Origin of the sequence: Mesorhizobium sp. M0040, from assembly GCF_040323505.1 — a bacterium.
Classification (GTDB): Bacteria; Pseudomonadota; Alphaproteobacteria; order Rhizobiales; family Rhizobiaceae; genus Mesorhizobium.
Window position 1 is genome coordinate 1 of sequence record NZ_JAMYVA010000020.1, and the last position, 15,479, is coordinate 15,479.

Annotated in this window: 13 protein-coding genes; 6 read left to right on the forward strand and 7 right to left on the reverse strand. The window is 59.3% G+C overall.

Features of this window, described 5'->3' with window-relative positions:
* Positions 1–192 precede the first annotated feature (192 nt).
* The 6 genes from tnpC to NKJ91_RS18390 form a co-directional block, all read right to left on the reverse strand.
* Positions 193–1,890, reverse strand: coding sequence for an IS66 family transposase (gene tnpC / locus NKJ91_RS18365; protein ID WP_352456705.1), 1,698 nt, complete (start codon positions 1,888–1,890; stop codon positions 193–195).
* Between the two features lie 45 nt (positions 1,891–1,935).
* Positions 1,936–2,283: an IS66 family insertion sequence element accessory protein TnpB gene (gene tnpB / locus NKJ91_RS18370; RefSeq protein ID WP_292537414.1), complete on the reverse strand. Its 348-nt coding sequence runs from the start codon at positions 2,281–2,283 to the stop codon at positions 1,936–1,938.
* Complete coding sequence (gene tnpA, locus NKJ91_RS18375; protein ID WP_352456706.1) at positions 2,280–2,672, reverse strand: IS66-like element accessory protein TnpA; 393 nt, start codon at positions 2,670–2,672, stop codon at positions 2,280–2,282. Before tnpA ends, tnpB begins: the two co-directional genes overlap by 4 nt.
* Before the next feature lie 343 nt (positions 2,673–3,015).
* The gene (locus NKJ91_RS18380; RefSeq protein ID WP_352456707.1) at positions 3,016–4,854 is read right to left on the reverse strand and encodes a carbamoyltransferase family protein; all 1,839 of its coding nucleotides are present in this window, start codon (positions 4,852–4,854) and stop codon (positions 3,016–3,018) included.
* A gap of 10 nt (positions 4,855–4,864) precedes the next feature.
* Positions 4,865–5,089, reverse strand: a complete 225-nt coding sequence (locus NKJ91_RS18385; protein WP_352456708.1) for a hypothetical protein — start codon at positions 5,087–5,089, stop codon at positions 4,865–4,867.
* 247 nt (positions 5,090–5,336) lie between these two features.
* A complete protein-coding gene (locus NKJ91_RS18390; RefSeq protein ID WP_352456709.1) occupies positions 5,337–6,050 on the reverse strand; it encodes an SGNH/GDSL hydrolase family protein in 714 nt (237 codons plus the stop codon).
* Positions 6,051–6,726: 676 nt separating this feature from the next.
* Here NKJ91_RS18390 and NKJ91_RS18395 point away from each other — a divergent pair.
* From NKJ91_RS18395 to NKJ91_RS18415, 5 genes are all read left to right on the forward strand, one after another.
* The gene (locus tag NKJ91_RS18395) at positions 6,727–8,532 is read left to right on the forward strand and encodes an ABC transporter ATP-binding protein (protein WP_352456710.1); all 1,806 of its coding nucleotides are present in this window, start codon (positions 6,727–6,729) and stop codon (positions 8,530–8,532) included.
* A gap of 6 nt (positions 8,533–8,538) precedes the next feature.
* Positions 8,539–9,720, forward strand: coding sequence for a glycosyltransferase family 9 protein (locus tag NKJ91_RS18400; RefSeq protein ID WP_352456711.1), 1,182 nt, complete (start codon positions 8,539–8,541; stop codon positions 9,718–9,720).
* A 9-nt stretch (positions 9,721–9,729) separates the two neighbouring features.
* Positions 9,730–10,917 carry a glycosyltransferase family 9 protein gene (locus tag NKJ91_RS18405; protein WP_352456712.1) on the forward strand — a complete coding sequence of 396 codons (1,188 nt, stop codon included), beginning with the start codon at positions 9,730–9,732 and terminating at the stop codon, positions 10,915–10,917.
* The gene (locus tag NKJ91_RS18410) at positions 10,907–12,112 is read left to right on the forward strand and encodes a glycosyltransferase family 9 protein (RefSeq protein ID WP_352456713.1); all 1,206 of its coding nucleotides are present in this window, start codon (positions 10,907–10,909) and stop codon (positions 12,110–12,112) included. The genes NKJ91_RS18405 and NKJ91_RS18410 overlap by 11 nt, the downstream gene beginning before the upstream one ends.
* A gap of 208 nt (positions 12,113–12,320) precedes the next feature.
* The gene (locus NKJ91_RS18415) at positions 12,321–13,016 is read left to right on the forward strand and encodes a sulfotransferase family protein (RefSeq protein ID WP_352456714.1); all 696 of its coding nucleotides are present in this window, start codon (positions 12,321–12,323) and stop codon (positions 13,014–13,016) included.
* A 30-nt stretch (positions 13,017–13,046) separates the two neighbouring features.
* Here NKJ91_RS18415 and NKJ91_RS18420 read toward each other — a convergent pair whose 3' ends face one another.
* Complete coding sequence (locus tag NKJ91_RS18420) at positions 13,047–14,027, reverse strand: glycosyltransferase family 2 protein (protein WP_352456715.1); 981 nt, start codon at positions 14,025–14,027, stop codon at positions 13,047–13,049.
* A gap of 221 nt (positions 14,028–14,248) precedes the next feature.
* Here NKJ91_RS18420 and NKJ91_RS18425 point away from each other — a divergent pair, with 221 nt between their 5' ends.
* Positions 14,249–15,412 carry a glycosyltransferase family 4 protein gene (locus tag NKJ91_RS18425; protein ID WP_352456716.1) on the forward strand — a complete coding sequence of 388 codons (1,164 nt, stop codon included), beginning with the start codon at positions 14,249–14,251 and terminating at the stop codon, positions 15,410–15,412.
* Positions 15,413–15,479: the final 67 nt, after the last annotated feature.

Genomic DNA, 15,479 nt, shown 5'->3' on the forward strand with positions numbered 1-15,479 from the left:
CCTCGCTTCCGCAGAAGCCTGGATATACGTCGCTCACATTCGCCTGCTCACCCGCAGGCTCGCAAGAAGTTGATATCAAAACACTCTTTTTGATTCAGGCTCTTAGAGATCGAAGGTACGCATACGACGAAGGCCGCATGATTGGCACACGCGCGTTAGCGCGGCGGGCTCTATGATGGCGTTGCGTGAAGGTCAGGCGGCCTGCTGATCGGCGGGCTTGTCGGCTTCGCGCAGGCGCTTCCATTCCCAGGGCAGTAGTTCGTGCAGACGCGAGGCGGGAAGATCGGCAATGCGGGCCAGGGCGTCGGCAAGCCAGGCTTTCGGGTCGACGTCGTTGAGGCGTGCCGTGGTGATGAGGGTAAGCATGACGGCGGCGCGGTCGGCGCCGCGCTGGGAACCGGCAAAGGTCCAGTTGCGCCTTCCCAGAGCTATGCCGCGCAACGCTCTTTCGGCCGCGTTGTTGCTGAGGCAGATCCTGCCGTCGTCGATGAAGCGGGCGAAGTCGGCCCAGCGCCTGAGCATGTAGTTGATCGGCTTCAGGACCTCGGAAGAGCGCGAGAGGGTATCGCGCTCGCGGAGCAACCAGGCGTGCGTGTCGTCGAGAAGTGGTTTGCTCTCCTCCTGGCGCACGGCATACCGCTCGTCAGCGCTGCGGCCGTTGATGGCGCGCTCGATCTCGAACAGCGCGTCGATGCGCCTGACCGCCTCCAGCGCGATCGGGGAGACCGGTTTGCCATTCCTCTTGCCCTCGCGGGCATTCTTCTCGATGTCGGCCAGTTCGAAGAAGCCCCGCCGCGCATGGGCGAAGCAAAATGCCGGCGTGATCGGCAGCACCTTCTTGTGCGGGTCGAACAGCGGTTCGAAGCCATTGTAGCAGTCGGCCTGCAAGATGCCGGCGAAGGCGGCCAGATGCTTCTGTGGGTGCTCGCCGCGTCGGTCGCTCGAGGCGTAGTAGACTGCCGCCGGTGGTGCAAGCCCACTGAAGGGCCGATCGTCCCGCACGTAGGTCCAGATGCGCCCGGTCGTGCACCTGCTCTTCGCCAGGATGCGGATGGTGGTGTCGTCGCCATGAAGGCGCTCGGCCGCGAGCACATGGCGCTCGATCAGCTGGAAGAGCGGCATGACGGCGAAGGTTCCGTGGCCGACCTGATCGGCCAGCGTCGACAGCGGCAGGTCGATCCCCTCGGCCTTGAAGCGCGCGCTCTGGCGGTTGAGTGGAGCATGCATGCCGAACTTGTCGAACAGGATCGTCGCCAGCAGCTGCGGACCGATGAAGCCGCGTGGCGTGGCATGGAAGGGCGCCGGCGGCTGGCTGATCTTTTCGCAATCGCGGCAAGTGAACTTCTCGCGCACCGTCTCAATCACCTTGAACCGGCGCGGGATCTCCTCCAGCGTCTCGGTCACGTCCTCGCCCAGCTTCGACAGCCGGGATCCGCCGCAGCAGGCGCAGGTGGTGGGAGGCTCGATGACGACGCGCTCGCGCTCGATATTCTCTGGCCAGGGTTTACGCACTGGCCGCTTGCGCGTGAAGGAACGCACGCTCTGGGTCTTCGCCGCCGCGGCGGCCGCGGCAAGCTCGTCCTCGCTCGCCGCGGTCACGAGGTCTTCGAGTTGCAATTCCAACTGCTCGATCAGCCGCGCCGTGCGCTCGGAGCGCTGCCCGTACAGTTCGCGTTTCAGCTTCTCGATACGCAGCTCGAGATGCGCAATCCGCGCCTCGGTGTCGGACAGCATGGCTTGCGCATTGGCCGCTTCGGCCTGCCAGTTGGAGGCCTCCGTCTGCGCCACGTCGCGCTCGGCTTCGACCCGCAACCGTGCTTCGCGTTCAGCCCGCAGCGCCGCCAGGGCACTCGCGAGGTCCGAAGGAAGATCATCCGGCTTCAACGTCATGAGGCCAGTGAATCAGATTTTGCCTGCAATTTCAAAATGTAAATGCTAGCCGACCCGCGTCGGACGCCAGGTTTCCTGAGGGTTGCGCCAATCGATCCCGGACAGGAGATAGCTCAACTGCGCCGTCGAGATCGTAACGCTTCCGTCTGCCAGAGAAGGCCAGATGTAGCGGCCACGCTCAAGACGCCTGGTAAACAGACACGATCCTTGCCCATCATGCCAAATGACCTTCAGGAGATCGCCTCTTTTTCCGCGAAAGCAAAAAATATGGCCGCTCAGCGGATCCTTCTTCAAGATCTCCTGCACGCGTAGAGCAAGGCTGGGAAAGCCGCAGCGCATGTCGGTGTGTCCCGTCGCCAGCCACACCCGCACCCCCGTCGGAATCGGGATCATCGCAGCGTTTCCAGGCCGCGCATGATCCGAAGCAGCGCTTCCACGTCCACGTCGGGCTCGACGATGACCCTGCGGCCATTCACGCTCACCACTTCCATGCGCCCGCCAGCCGGTTCTGGACCCTTCTTTGGCTGCTCCGCTACGATCATCGCCGGCACGAAACCGCAGACGCCACCTTCGCCGAGCCGACCCTCGCGATGCGCCTTGCGCCAAGCAAACAGCAGTGGGTTGGAAATCCCGTGACGCCGCGCTGTCGCGGATGCTTGCCGCGGAGCCGAATAGCTCTCCTCGACGATCCGCAGCTTCTCCTCCTCCGACCAGCGACGCCGGCGGCCAGTGTCAACAATCTCGAGTCGAGTGACTTGGCGACAGTCAGTAGCGATATCCATACCGACAGTCAGCTACACCATCCGTTCGCAGGCAAGGTGGCCGTCCGCGGACGCGTACGATCGAAGATCGAAGCGTCCAGCCTCTCGCCATACCCTGATACATGGGGTGGCCTCTCCGCTCGCACAGCTTAAGATCGAGTGAGGACGAGTTGCAGGAGGGACGGGGTCTACCAGAGAGGGTAATTGTCTCCCGGGTCAGCTTCTTCTTTGGTCCTCCCGCGGCTTTTCGTGACCATCCGCGCCAATGCTATTGCTGCGACGATCAGCAAAGCAGAGGCTATCCATAAAAGGACAGAAGCACTCATCTCAACACCTTGTAAAAGCCTGCAAGGGCAGCGCGAACCTAATCCGGCTCAAAATCACCTCGGTAGTCTATCGCGAGGGAAGGATCCTGCTCTGTTTTCCGAAGAACGCAGTTGCCCGCCACAAGCATATCCAGGTCTGTTCCCATAAAGCATCGAAAAGCGTCCGTGGGAGAGCACACGATCGGTTCGCTGCGAACATTGAAGCTGGTGTTCACCAAAACAGGGCAGCCGGTTAGCGCTTCAAACCGGCTGATCAATGCGTGGTATAGCGGGTTGGTTTCGGCGTGGACCGTCTGAACCCTGGCCGAATAGTCGACATGCGTGACGGCAGGAATGTCGGATCGCCGGACGTTGAGCTTATCTATTCCGAACATCGCTGCCTCTGAGGGCGTCATTGCACGGTGTCGGGACTGCTCAACCGGAGCGACAAGCAGCATATACGGGGATTCTACTTTCAAATCGAACCAGTCCGACACATGTTCCGACAGAACCGAAGGTGCGAACGGGCGAAAACTTTCCCGAAATTTGACCTTCAAATTGAGCGTCTTTTGCATGTGGTCAGAGCGTGGATCGGCCAGGATAGACCTGTTGCCAAGTGCTCTGGGGCCGAATTCCATCCTGCCTTGGAACCATCCGACAGCTTTGCCGGCCGCCAATGCGGTTGCCGTCGTGTCGATAAGTTGGTCGGTAGGCATGACCTCGAAAACAGCTTTGGCTCGGCTGAGCTGCGCTTCAATGTCGGCCTGGTCGAATTCAGGACCGAGATAGGCCCCTTTCATTGAATCTTGTTTGGCTGCGACACGGTTACCGCCGAGTTTTATGTGCCAGGCTGCGAGCGCTGCCCCGAGTGAGCCGCCTGCGTCGCCAGCCGCGGGCTGAATCCATATTTTCTTGAAGGCACCGTCTCTAAGTACTTTGCCGTTTGCTACGCAATTAAGCGCGACGCCACCTGCCAGGCAGAGATTGGGGATCGCAAATTCCCGTGCCAAACCGCGCGTCAGCCGCAGAACGATCTCGTCGGTGACCGCCTGGATAGATGCCGCGACGTCCATATGGAAGTCGGTCAGCAGGTCAGTGTCGGGCCTTCGGACCGGTTGCCCAAAGAGGTCGGCGAACCGTGTATTCGTCATTTTTAGTCCGGTAGCGTAGTCAAAATAGCTCTGGTCGAGACGGAAGGTTCCGTCCGCCCTAAGATCGACCAGCTTTTCAAGGATCAGCGACTTGAACCGAGGCACGCCATAGGGCGCCAGCCCCATTACTTTGTATTCGCCACTGTTTATCTTAAAACCGAGATAATAACAGAATGCCGCATACAAGAGCCCCAGGGAATGCGGGAAATGCAATTCCCTCACGACGTCCAAAGTTGCGCCCCTGCCGATGGCAACTGTGGTGGTTGCTTTCTCGCCCACGCCGTCGAGAGTCAAAATCACAGCTTCGTCAAATGGTGACGGGAAAAACGCACTGGCCGCGTGGCTTACGTGATGCTCGGAAAAAAGGATACGAGACGGATCATTGAAATCAGGGTCAATCCTTCTGAGCTCGTCGAAAATGAGCCTCTTCTGAAACAATTTGCCCCCAACCCAAGCTGGCATCGCCTTTCGAAAAGAGCTGAACCCACGGGGAGCCGCATCGAGATAAGTGTCAATTAGACGCGAAAATTTCAGTAGCGGCTTCTCGTAGAACACGACGTGGTCCACATCTTTCAGCAAGACCCCGCCGGTCTGCAAAACCGACCGAATGGCGTTCGAGGGGAAACGTTCGTCAGCCTTTCGACGGGTGAATCGCTCCTCCTGGGCCGCAGAAACTATGGCGCCGTCAACAACAAGGGAGGCTGCGCTGTCATGGTAGAACGCCGAGATACCTAGGATGTTTGTCACAAGGATGTCTTCAAAACTGACTGGTCATCGAATTCAAATCGTTCCTGCTTTCGCGCACGATCCAGAATGTCTCGTTTGAATGCCCTGGTTGGAGCCGTCGGCTGATTGTTCCGATCAACCGGCGCGCGAAACCGAGGGGGAATACGACACCATAGAACGTCAATGCGCATATCAAATCGGAAAACCAACCATTGGTTTCCGCCCTCTTGGAGAGAGCATTATCGACGTCAGACATTGTTCTGTCCCCATGCAACTAAGTCGATTGAGCCAAAGGGACTCGGCTTGTCAAGGGCGTGCCCCAACTGGCAGAAACATGAGGCTCCCAGTCCGGACTTGGCTGGAATAATACGTCGGTGCGTTCGCAGCGGTCAGGGAGATATTGGTCATGCTCGCGGGCTCCGGGAGGCGGCGCAGCCTTAAATTACCGACATGCAAGGATCCGATCGCAACCACACCCTCTCTTGGTCAACATGGGACAAATCTTAATATAGGATAGGCTTCTTTTTCGACGAGTATAGTATGTTATTTTTATGGATTACATCGGCAACAATTCTTGCTGCAGCATCTGCGCCGATCTCCGTAAAATGCACAGCGTCGCGGTAATTTTCATTAAGACTGGTGTTCCCATTTACGGAGTAAGGCAGCAACCCGTTCAGATCAGCAACCGGGACGTCCATCCTTTTGCCAATATCGTCAACAACGCGTCTGTGCTCCCAAACCGCATTTGCGGGTGGGTCGTCTGGACTCTCCTGCCGGTAATTTGGATTTACAAAAAGAACCGAAGCTCCAGCTGCTCTTGCCAAGACGACCAGGGCACTCAGATTCGCACGGAACGCATCAGGCGGATTGTGCGCTATGTTGCTAGATTTGCCAGGTCGATTGCCTGAACGGCGGACGACGTTCGCGACATACGACGTCGCCAGTTTTTGACGTCTATTTATCCAACCAGAAACGCCGCCGCCTGACGGAGGCTCGAACCAAGAGCAAGAGTATTCGTTGTAATCCCGAGATAGTCCCTCTAGTCGACGGGGATGAACGTCATTGTGTGTGTAGTAATATATAATGAGATCAGGAGATAAAGGAATTACATGGAAAAGAAGTCTCAAGACGTTCTCGATTGAGGTATAGCCCATCACACCTGCATTGACGACATCAAGATCGACTCCTGGCTTCAAACTCTTCAGATACTCGCCCAATCGATATGGGTAGGTCCGACTATCGTCTAATCCCGTACAGTATGTCGACGATTCCCCCATGCATACGACTCTCCGGCGCCCGGCCGGTTTTGGCATCGATATTTCCGAGCCCCGGAATCCCATACTATTGTGTCTGGATTTACCATCAGCCGAACGCCACGCTGGGTTCAGCTCATAGAGCGCGTAAGGGTGAGGCCGGACCAAAGGTGGTGGGCAACCAAACCACTTGGCAATTCGACCGGGATAACCGATTTGCAGCAACGCCCGATCGCCAAAAATCCTGATTAGGCTTCTGAGTACGCGCTCTGCGATCGAACGTTTCCTGGCCATGCTTATCTCGACTCCAAGCATCAACTACGTGTGCATCTGCTCAAGGGAACAGGGCGGTCTCATTTGGTTTATCGTACGCAAAAACTCCCATGGAGGTAGGCCATTCGGAGCGACCTCCCAGATCAAACCACCCCTGCAAGGTCAATAAGCATGCTCGAATGACTGGATGCAAGTGTCGGTTTGCTGTCCACAACGACTATGATCAATGAGCACTCGGCCTTCTGGCATTGACTGCGATCAGGAACATCGCCACAGACAATGCCAATGCCTAACTGGTAGCTCAGAAAGGTCAGATAAAGCGAATGGGAATTAGCTGGTACCGGATTGGATTACAGTGGGCGTCACGATGAAAGCAAAGAAACAGTCTTCAGCCTCGCTCACCTATCCGCTGGCAAAGCGCTTGATCGTGGAAAATCTGCCGCCGCACAAGATGCTGTATGTGACAGGTTTGCTGTGCTCGATCGCTGCTGCTGCCGCGGTCGGCGCGACGGCCTGGATCATGAAAATCATGATCAACACCATCTATGTCGAGCGAGATGCTGCCGCTGTATCGGGTATCAGTGTCGTCATCATCGGCATTTTCCTGGTCAAGGGCATAGCTGCCTACTGCCAGACCGTCACGACGGGAAAGATTCGCCGGGCTATCGTTTCGGACCTGCAAAACCGGCAATTTTCCCGAATGGTGTATTTCGACATCAGCCGTTTCGCGAACCAGCATCCGGCAAAATTCATCTCCAAAATCATGTTCAACGCGCGCGCCGGGGCGACCGTTATTCTCACCCTCACGAGCAGCGCCGTCTCTGATCTGCTGACCCTGATTGCCTTGGCCAGCGTCATGGTCAAGCAGGACCCGGTGATGTCGCTGATATCCGTGGCGGTTCTGCCGATGCTGTTCCTGTCAGTCGGCGCGATAACCAGGAAGCTCAAGGCGCTGGCGAGGGGCGAGACGGAATTGGCTGCACAAGTCCAGTCGATCGGCACGGAAGCCGTCGAAGGCATCCGCACCATCAAGTCCTTCCAGCTCGAGGACAAGGCCGTCGCCAGCTTTGCAAAGGCCGTCCGCAAGATGGAAAGACGTGGCATCCAGATCAACCGGACGTCAGCATTGATGAGCCCATTGATGGAGACCGGCGGCGGCGTGATCATCGGGCTTTTCGTTATGTACGCCAGCTGGCAGACCCTCGGCAACGGCAAGACGCCCGGCGAATTCATGGCCTTCATTACCGCGTTCCTGCTTGCCTATGAGCCTGCCAAGCGGTTGGCCCGGGTCAATGTCGACATCCAGAAGCAAATGGTCGCCGTCGAGCAGATGTATGATTTGATCGACACGCCCGAGCAGCGGCGACTCGCGATCGCGGGCGAGCGTCTGACCGACGTCGATGGTGGTATCCGCTTTGAAGATGTGGCCTTTTCCTATGACGGCAACAGCCCCGCGCTCGAGGGTGTTTCCTTCGACGTGCGACCTCGTGAGAAGCTGGCGATCGTCGGCCGCTCCGGCGCCGGCAAGACCACCATCGTCAATCTGATCCTGCGCCTGATGGAGCCGGACAAGGGCAGGATCCTGATCGACGGAAAGGACATTTCGAAGATCAGCCTGGCCGACGTTCGCGATAACATCGCACTGGTATCCCAGGACGTCTTCCTGTTCGAAGGCTCGATCCGCGACAACATTCGCGACGGCCGCCCGAATGCCACGGATCAGGAAATCGAGTCCGCTGCGAACCTCGCCCGGGTCACCAGCTTTGCTTCGGCGCTCGAAAACGGGCTCGACACGCTTGTCGGGCCAAGCGGCACCAACCTGTCCGGCGGCCAGAAACAACGCGTTGCCATCGCGCGCGCCCTGCTCAAGAATGCTGCGGTAATCGTCTATGACGAAGCGACATCCGCGCTTGACGGTGAAAACGAACGGGCGGTTATGGAGGCAGCCTTCGACAACACATTTCAGCGCACGGTGATCTGCATTGCGCACAGGCTGTCTACAATCAAGGCGGCCGATCGTATTCTCGTGTTTGACGCCGGACAGCTTGTCGATGCTGGAACGCATGACCAGCTTGCCAAGCACAGCGAGATATATCGTTCGATATTCCACCTGGAGACGCCCGATCCGATGGTCGAAAGCGGCAAAAAGCTGCGGCAGAGCGTATTGCGCTGAAGGCCGATGACCAGCTTTTATCACGGTTCCTATGTCCGGTATGTGATTGGTGGACTGGGCCTTCAGGTGCGCCGGTACAAAAAGGCGGTGCGCAGGTTGTTTTTCAGTCCCAAGCAGCCTCGTTCCATTCTTGAGCTGCAGGCCAAGGTTCAGGCCCTGATCGTGCGCAGGGACTGGAAAGGCCTTGAAGCCGGTACCAATGAGATGGCTGTCACGGCCGATCATAATCGCGACCCGGAGCTGATGCAGAAGGCGGGCCAGGCGTTCGAACGCCTTGGCAACTTTGCGCGGGCAGCTGAGCTTCGGCTTTCCGCTCGCCGGCTGCGGAAAGGGAAAAGCGCCAACGAGTGGACCGGCGAGAATCTCGGATCGGATACACTGCTGATCGATCTTGTGGAGGATGACCCGCGCAGCCTTGGCCGGGTTATCCGCCACGCGCGACTGGCCGGCGCTGCCGCTGCCTATGCCCAAAGCGCAACAATTCGGGTCGAGCCGCGCCTGGTATCAATTCTGCAGCGAACGTTCCCTAAGGCGACCGTGGTCCCGGCACAGCAGGATGTGGTCGGCAACAAACGTGCGACTTTCGAACATCTCGCCTGGGTGTTCGGACGCGATGCCGAAAAACTTGCTGCCGACTTCGTGCCGCTGCGGGCAGATCCTGAACTCGTCGAGACATTCCGCAAGCGCTATCGCTCGATGACGGATCTGCCGCTGGCAGGTCTCTCCTGGGGCAGCAAATCCCACACCAAGGACGTGCCTGATTTTTCTGAATGGGCACGGTTCATCGCCCAGACACAAGCGACATTCGTTTCGCTCCAGTACGGACAGATCAAGCCGGCGTTGCGGCGCCTTCGCAACGGCAACGACGCGCGTCTGATCTTTGACGACAGCGTCGACCAGATGGTCGACATGGACCGTTTCGCCGCACAGGTCGCTGCACTCGATGCTGTCGTGACGATCAGCAATACGGCGGCCCATCTTGCCGGAGCCCTTGGCGTGCCGACTGTTTTCCTCATCGACGATAATTTTCAGACGGCATGGCCAGTGACCGGCGACCGGACACCCTGGTATCCGAAGGGCATTGTCATTCGCAAGGAGGGGCGCCCTTGGTCGCTGGTGCTCGACGAGGCCGGCCGGCGGCTCTCGTCGATCCTGACGACGCTTTCCGACGCTCCCCGGGGACGATAGAACATCGCCGTGCAGAACAGACGAACCATCCTTAAGAAGGCAAAAACCGCCGATCTGCGCCCGCAGGGCGCCGTCGGCAAGCGGCTGCAGAAGGTCCTCGAGCGGGCAAAGGAACTTCTTAGACGTCCCTCGCGCCACGCCGACGAAAGCGCCGAACGGCATATGAGGCTGATGGAGGAAAGCGTGCAGCGTGGTGATTGGCAAACTGCTCGCGACCATGCACTGGCGCTTGGCGTGCTTGGTGAGCAGCTTGGCGATCTCGGCCTGATCAAGAAAGCGGGGCGTGGACTGAGGCGTCTCGACGGAGGAAATCGCATCTGGCAGTTGATGGCGGCGAGCAAGCAGCTGCGCGGCAGGCCCGATTGGGATGGCAGTGATCTTGCGGGTCGCACGCTTCTCGTCGATCGTCGCGAAGGCGACCTGGCGATCTTTTTCCAGTTCGCGTCTTTGCTTGGTCCAGCAGCTGCGGCTGCCGGTCGATGCATCGTCTTCGTCGAGCCGCGACTGGCACCGCTTTATTGCAGAACATATCCTGCGCTCGATGTCAGGATTGAAGGGGAAGAGGACATGGCGGCAGTGGACGCCGATGTCGTTGCCGGTTTCGAGACACTCGCAAAGCATTTCTGGCCGGACGACCCGGCGGCACGCGCGCCCTTCGTTCCGCTGGAGCCGGACCGCCGACTGGTTGCCGAGCTGCGCGGCACCTATCTCGATGGCGGCCCAGGTCCCCTGATCGGATTTGCCTGGGGAAGCCTCAACAAGAGCAAGGATCTGCCGGCTCTGGACGATTGGCGGACGCTGTTCAGCAGCCTGCCGGGGCGCTTGGTCAGCTTGCAATATGGCGATGTCGGGCCGGCCCTCTCCGAGTTCGAGCGCCACGCGCCGGGGCGCATCATCCATGACGCTTCAGTCGACCAGTTGACGGACATGGACCGCTTTGCCGCCCAAATTGCGGCGCTCGACGCGGTGGTGACGATCAGCAATACCGGCGCCAACCTCGCCGGAGCGCTCGGCGTGCCGACGATTGTCATGCTCGACGATGGATTTCGGCTGTCCTGGCCTGCTTTCGGTGAGACCGTCGCCGCATATCCGAGCGTTCGACTGGTCCGAAAAGGCGGCCGAGCCTGGGCGTCGGCAGTGCAGGAAGCAGGCGGACGGGTCATGCAAATCATCGGCGGAGCTGGCGATGGAGGGTAGCCAACTTCTCGGCCGGTTGCGCCGCGCTGTCGCGCTTGCAGGCTACAAATACAAGGTCTGGTCCCGACGTCACCGCCGGCAGCTCTTCCTTCGCTGGCGCGACGGCGACATTGCCGATCAGATGGCGGATTATCGGCGAAGCGTCGAGTCCCGCGATTGGCCGGCGGCACTGCCGAAAGCCCTGGCTCTTGGATCCATTGCGAAGTCGAGGGGCGAGGTCCACCTGATCGACGAGCTCAGCAAGGCGCTGATGCGGATGGGCGCCTATGGCGCAGCCGCCGAACTCAGGATCGCCCGACGCCACATCGTCAACGGCCGCGTCGATGGCGAGTGGCTGGGCCAGGATATTTCGGGCCAGACACTGCTGGTCGATCTGATGGAAACCGAAAAGCAGGGTCTGGCCACCGCGATCCATCATGCGAGTTCCGTCGGCCGTGCGTTGGGGCGTGCCGCCCGTTCGATCGTCTTGGTCGAGCGCCGCCTGGTACCGCTCTTTCAGCGCACTTTTCCGACCGCCGATGTGCGGCCGGTCGGCGCTGACGGCAAGGCTGCCTATGGCGAGGCGCAGGCCTTCGCCGGCGTCCAGCATCTGACTGCCGTCTTCGAGACCGACGAGGCGACGATCCGTGAGCATTTCGTCCCTCTTAAACCCGATCCAGCCAAGGTCGCTGAACTTCGCGCCCGCTACAGCAAGGGCGGGCGGGCGCTGGTCGGTGTCGCATGGGGCAGCTCCAATCCCGGCAAAGACCTGCCGCCGCTGGCCACCTGGCGTGGCCTGATCGGCCGACCGGACCTTCGGTTCGTCTCGCTGCAGTACGGCCAGATCGAGACCGATCTGAAGATCCTGACCGACGGTGAGCCGGAGCGCATTCTTCATGACAAATCAGTCGATCAACTCGTCGACATGGACCTGTTCGCCGCCCAGGTTGCCGCGATGGACGCCGTCGTAACCATCAGCAACACCGGGGCGCATCTGGCGGGCGCGCTCGGCATCCCCTCGGTCTTCATCCTGGGCGACGGTTTCAAACGTTCATGGCCGGTGGAAGGCGATCGCACGCCTTATTATCCCTCTGCCGTGCTGGTCTCGAAACGGGAACGGTCCTGGGCCGCTGTGATGGACGAGGCCGAGAGCATTATCGTCGGTCTGCTCGACGCTAATGACCGTTTGGCGGCTCATCGGCGGGGCGGCAGTTGAGAGCAAACAGGGCCTACTATATTGATCCGGCCCCGACCGGCCAAGGCCGGCAAAAGCTTTTGAGTCAAAGACTTCGCTTGGGAGCCGTTTTGATGTTCGAACTGTTTGGCGTCTGGGCACAGCTGGAGATCTTTTACGTGAACAACCTGAGCTATCGTCCAATAAATCATTACACCTCGTGGCTTCGAGCTGGAGGAGCATTGCCGACATGGTGATGCGGACCGGATTCATTTGCGGCTGCGGCCATAGCGGGACGACGTTGATTGCGACGATCCTTGCGTCGCATCCCGACGTCTACCTGCCGCTCCAGGAAACCAACATTTTCTTCAAGTGGACGCCACTGGCCATGTTCCGCTTCCGGAAACTGAAGCGGGCGGCGCTCGATGCTGGAAAGAACGTGCTGCTTGAAAAGACACCGCGGCATATCCGCCGTGTCGCCCGCATTCGCCGGCTCGTGCCCGGCGCGCGTTTCGTCATGCCAGTGCGAGATGGGCGCGACGTCGTAGCGTCCCTGATCAAACGACTTGGCGAGCCAACGGAGGCTCTCGACCGCTGGATCAACGACAATGCGCTGGTTCTTGCGGAACGGGGAAAGCCGGATGTGCTGATCTATCGCTATGAGGACCTGGTCGAGAATCCGGCCAAAGTCGTCGAGCAGATATGCGGCTTTCTCGATGTAACCTTCAGCCCGGATCTCCTCGACTATCACAAGAACCCGCAGCAGTGGTTCAAGCCGACCGACGCCAGCGGCGAGACGCCGCATGCGGTGCTCCGGAACCAACAGGTCAATCAGCCGATCTATGACGGGAGCGGAAGATGGCGCTCCGAACTTGGAAACGCCGAGCTACAGGACCTGGTACAAGGACGAGGTGCCCAGCTTATGAAAGCATTCGGTTATGCATGATGTCGGTTCGGCATCTGCTTGAAATGCCGTCTACCAATCAATTTTGTCGATCAAACCCGTTTTGAACAGGCTGTGAGCTCCTTCGTACAGCATTGACTGTTCGCTCATCGCGCTGAGAGCGGCTTTACCGCTCGATACCTCATGATACTGGCGATATTTGGAAGCGCCGTTCCAATACTGACCTTCCGCCACCGCGACCTGCGCCTTGTCGTTGAAATCGGCGAAGAACTTGAAATGAAGCAGGCCAGCCAATCCCTTTATATAGTTTCGCCAGTATGGCAGCGGTGAGTGAATCGACGTAAAAATCGTCTGGCGATCAACATATATCAGAGGAAACTTGGTCAACTTGTGCTGCCTGGCGAAAAGCCGGGTTCTCGGGCCGCCTGTGATCTTGAGATGCCGGGGGCTCCTCGTCACCTCATAGCCGCTGCCGTCGAAATGGTCCGCAACTTGCCATGGCGGCACGATGGGATCGAAGGGTACGTCCCAGATGTTTCCGCTCGGATACATGTCGATCATCGGCGCCAGCAGGCGTGTCATTCCGCGCCGCTTGAGCCAGTCGGCCATCGCACCGAGCGGATGCTGATCCATACCGTCATAGACAAGATATTCGTCCGCATCCACGGTCAGATACCAGCGAGGCTGACCATAGATCTGCACAATCCGCTGACGCCAAAGGTTTCCCAGGTCCGACTGCGAATAGGTGATCGGCGAGCTGAATAGATCGACATCTGGCTGCTCGGCCAGAAGCTCAGCTGTTCCGTCTGTCGAGCGGTCATCGAGGACGGCGAATCTGGTGACGCCGAGTTCGCGATAGTGCTTCAGGAACGGGCGTAGCCTGTCCGCCTCGTTGCGGATGACGAGGATCAAAGGCAGGTCATTCGCTTTAAGGGGCGTTATCGGCCGCAGCGATGACACTTCTGCCCGTCTTCCGAAGGTGTGTCTCAGCCGATATAGGGCGGTGTCGGTAATCGTCCGGCGGACAATGGCGGGCCAGGTTGCTTTGCTCAAGCCATCGATTCCCCTCATGGCGGTCACCGCCCGGAGCTGGCGCTGATCCGCTGTTTGCAGTTAATTTCTACATGCAGCACCGTTAGGCAAATCGCAAGCAGTTGCGGACAATGGACACAGGCCTGTTCTGAGTTCCGGCGGGTGAGCTTTCCAAGTGTTGCCGATGCGAGCTGGCCTCTATAGACATCGTCAGATGGCAACAAGGCCGGAGCCCAGAGCCCATGTACGCCGGCATTCGTGGCACCGAAAATCAATTCGACAGGCCGATCCTGTTCGTGCGCCAGCGTTATGCGCCTTTTGGCGGAGGCGAGATCATGCTGGAAAACATCATGGCCGCATTCGCCGCGCGTCAGCGGCCGGTGGCCGTGCTCTCCGGCGACTGGCCGCGCTATGAAGGCATAGAATTCATCCATTGTGCCGGCCGCCGCTTTCCGCGTTCGCTGCGGGCGGCGTCCTTTGCTCAAGCCGCCTGCCGCAAGATCGCCGAGATGCCACCGGCGCTGGTGCAGAGCAACGATCGCCTCCCGTGCTGCGATGTTTTCCGGGCCGGGGAGGGCGTTCATGCCGCCTATCTTGCCGAGCGGCGGCGTTTCGAGACGCGGCTTGGCAGGGCGGCAATGGCGCTGAGCCCCTTTCACCGCCAGACGCTGCGCCTTGAACGTGCAACCTACGCCAGCCCGAGGCTCAAAGCTGTCATTGCCATTTCGAAGATGGTGGCAGAGGACATTATCCGTCACTACGATTATCCGGCGGAAAATGTGCACCATATTCCCAACGGGGTGGATCTCGACCGCTTCAACCCGCAGCTGCGCCAGCAGCATCGGGCGACAATCCGCGCGCGGCTCGACGTTGACGAAAACAGGCCGGTCGTCCTGTTTGTCGGCTCGGGCTTTGCGCGAAAAGGACTTCTTGCACTGATGAAGGCGGTCGCCAGGCTCGATGGCGAGCCTGAATTGTGGGTCATCGGCCATGATTCGCGCGCCAACGCCTTCAGGCAGGCCGGTGACAGGCTCGGTCTCGGCGCACGGCTCAAGATGCTGGGGCCGCAGAAAGACATGCTGCCGTGGTACGGCGCGGCCGATATTGCCGTGCTGCCTTCCATCTATGATCCTTTCGGCACAGTGGTCATCGAAGCGATGGCCAGCGGCTTGCCCGCCCTGGTAAGCACCGGCTGTGGAGCGCGCGAGCTTGTCGAGCGGTTCGAGCCGACGCTCGTTTGCGATGCGGCCAGCGAAAGCGACCTCGCTGCAGCGCTCGCGCACGCGCTGCAGTTGTCGTCACGACCTGAGACCGCAGCCCGGGTGAGAGCGGCGGCCGAACACTATGATTTCAATGTCATGATCAAGCGAATGATGGCGCTGTATGAAAGCCTTGATCTGAAATGATTTTCGACTTTGTTAGATCAAGTTAGTACCCTCAGTGTGCCAACGGAGCGGGAGCCGATGCTGCAGA

What these genes read in the sequence shown, in the direction of transcription:
- tnpC (WP_352456705.1), bottom strand. Translation starts at nt 1,890, where the DNA reads ATGACGTTGAAGCCGGATGATCTTCCTTCGGACCTCGCGAGTGCCCTG.
- tnpB (WP_292537414.1), bottom strand. Translation starts at nt 2,283, where the DNA reads ATGATCCCGATTCCGACGGGGGTGCGGGTGTGGCTGGCGACGGGACAC.
- tnpA (WP_352456706.1), bottom strand. Translation starts at nt 2,672, where the DNA reads ATGGATATCGCTACTGACTGTCGCCAAGTCACTCGACTCGAGATTGTT.
- NKJ91_RS18385 (WP_352456708.1), bottom strand. Translation starts at nt 5,089, where the DNA reads ATGTCTGACGTCGATAATGCTCTCTCCAAGAGGGCGGAAACCAATGGT.
- NKJ91_RS18395 (WP_352456710.1), top strand. Translation starts at nt 6,727, where the DNA reads ATGAAAGCAAAGAAACAGTCTTCAGCCTCGCTCACCTATCCGCTGGCA.
- NKJ91_RS18400 (WP_352456711.1), top strand. Translation starts at nt 8,539, where the DNA reads ATGACCAGCTTTTATCACGGTTCCTATGTCCGGTATGTGATTGGTGGA.
- NKJ91_RS18410 (WP_352456713.1), top strand. Translation starts at nt 10,907, where the DNA reads ATGGAGGGTAGCCAACTTCTCGGCCGGTTGCGCCGCGCTGTCGCGCTT.
- NKJ91_RS18415 (WP_352456714.1), top strand. Translation starts at nt 12,321, where the DNA reads ATGGTGATGCGGACCGGATTCATTTGCGGCTGCGGCCATAGCGGGACG.
- NKJ91_RS18425 (WP_352456716.1), top strand. Translation starts at nt 14,249, where the DNA reads ATGTACGCCGGCATTCGTGGCACCGAAAATCAATTCGACAGGCCGATC.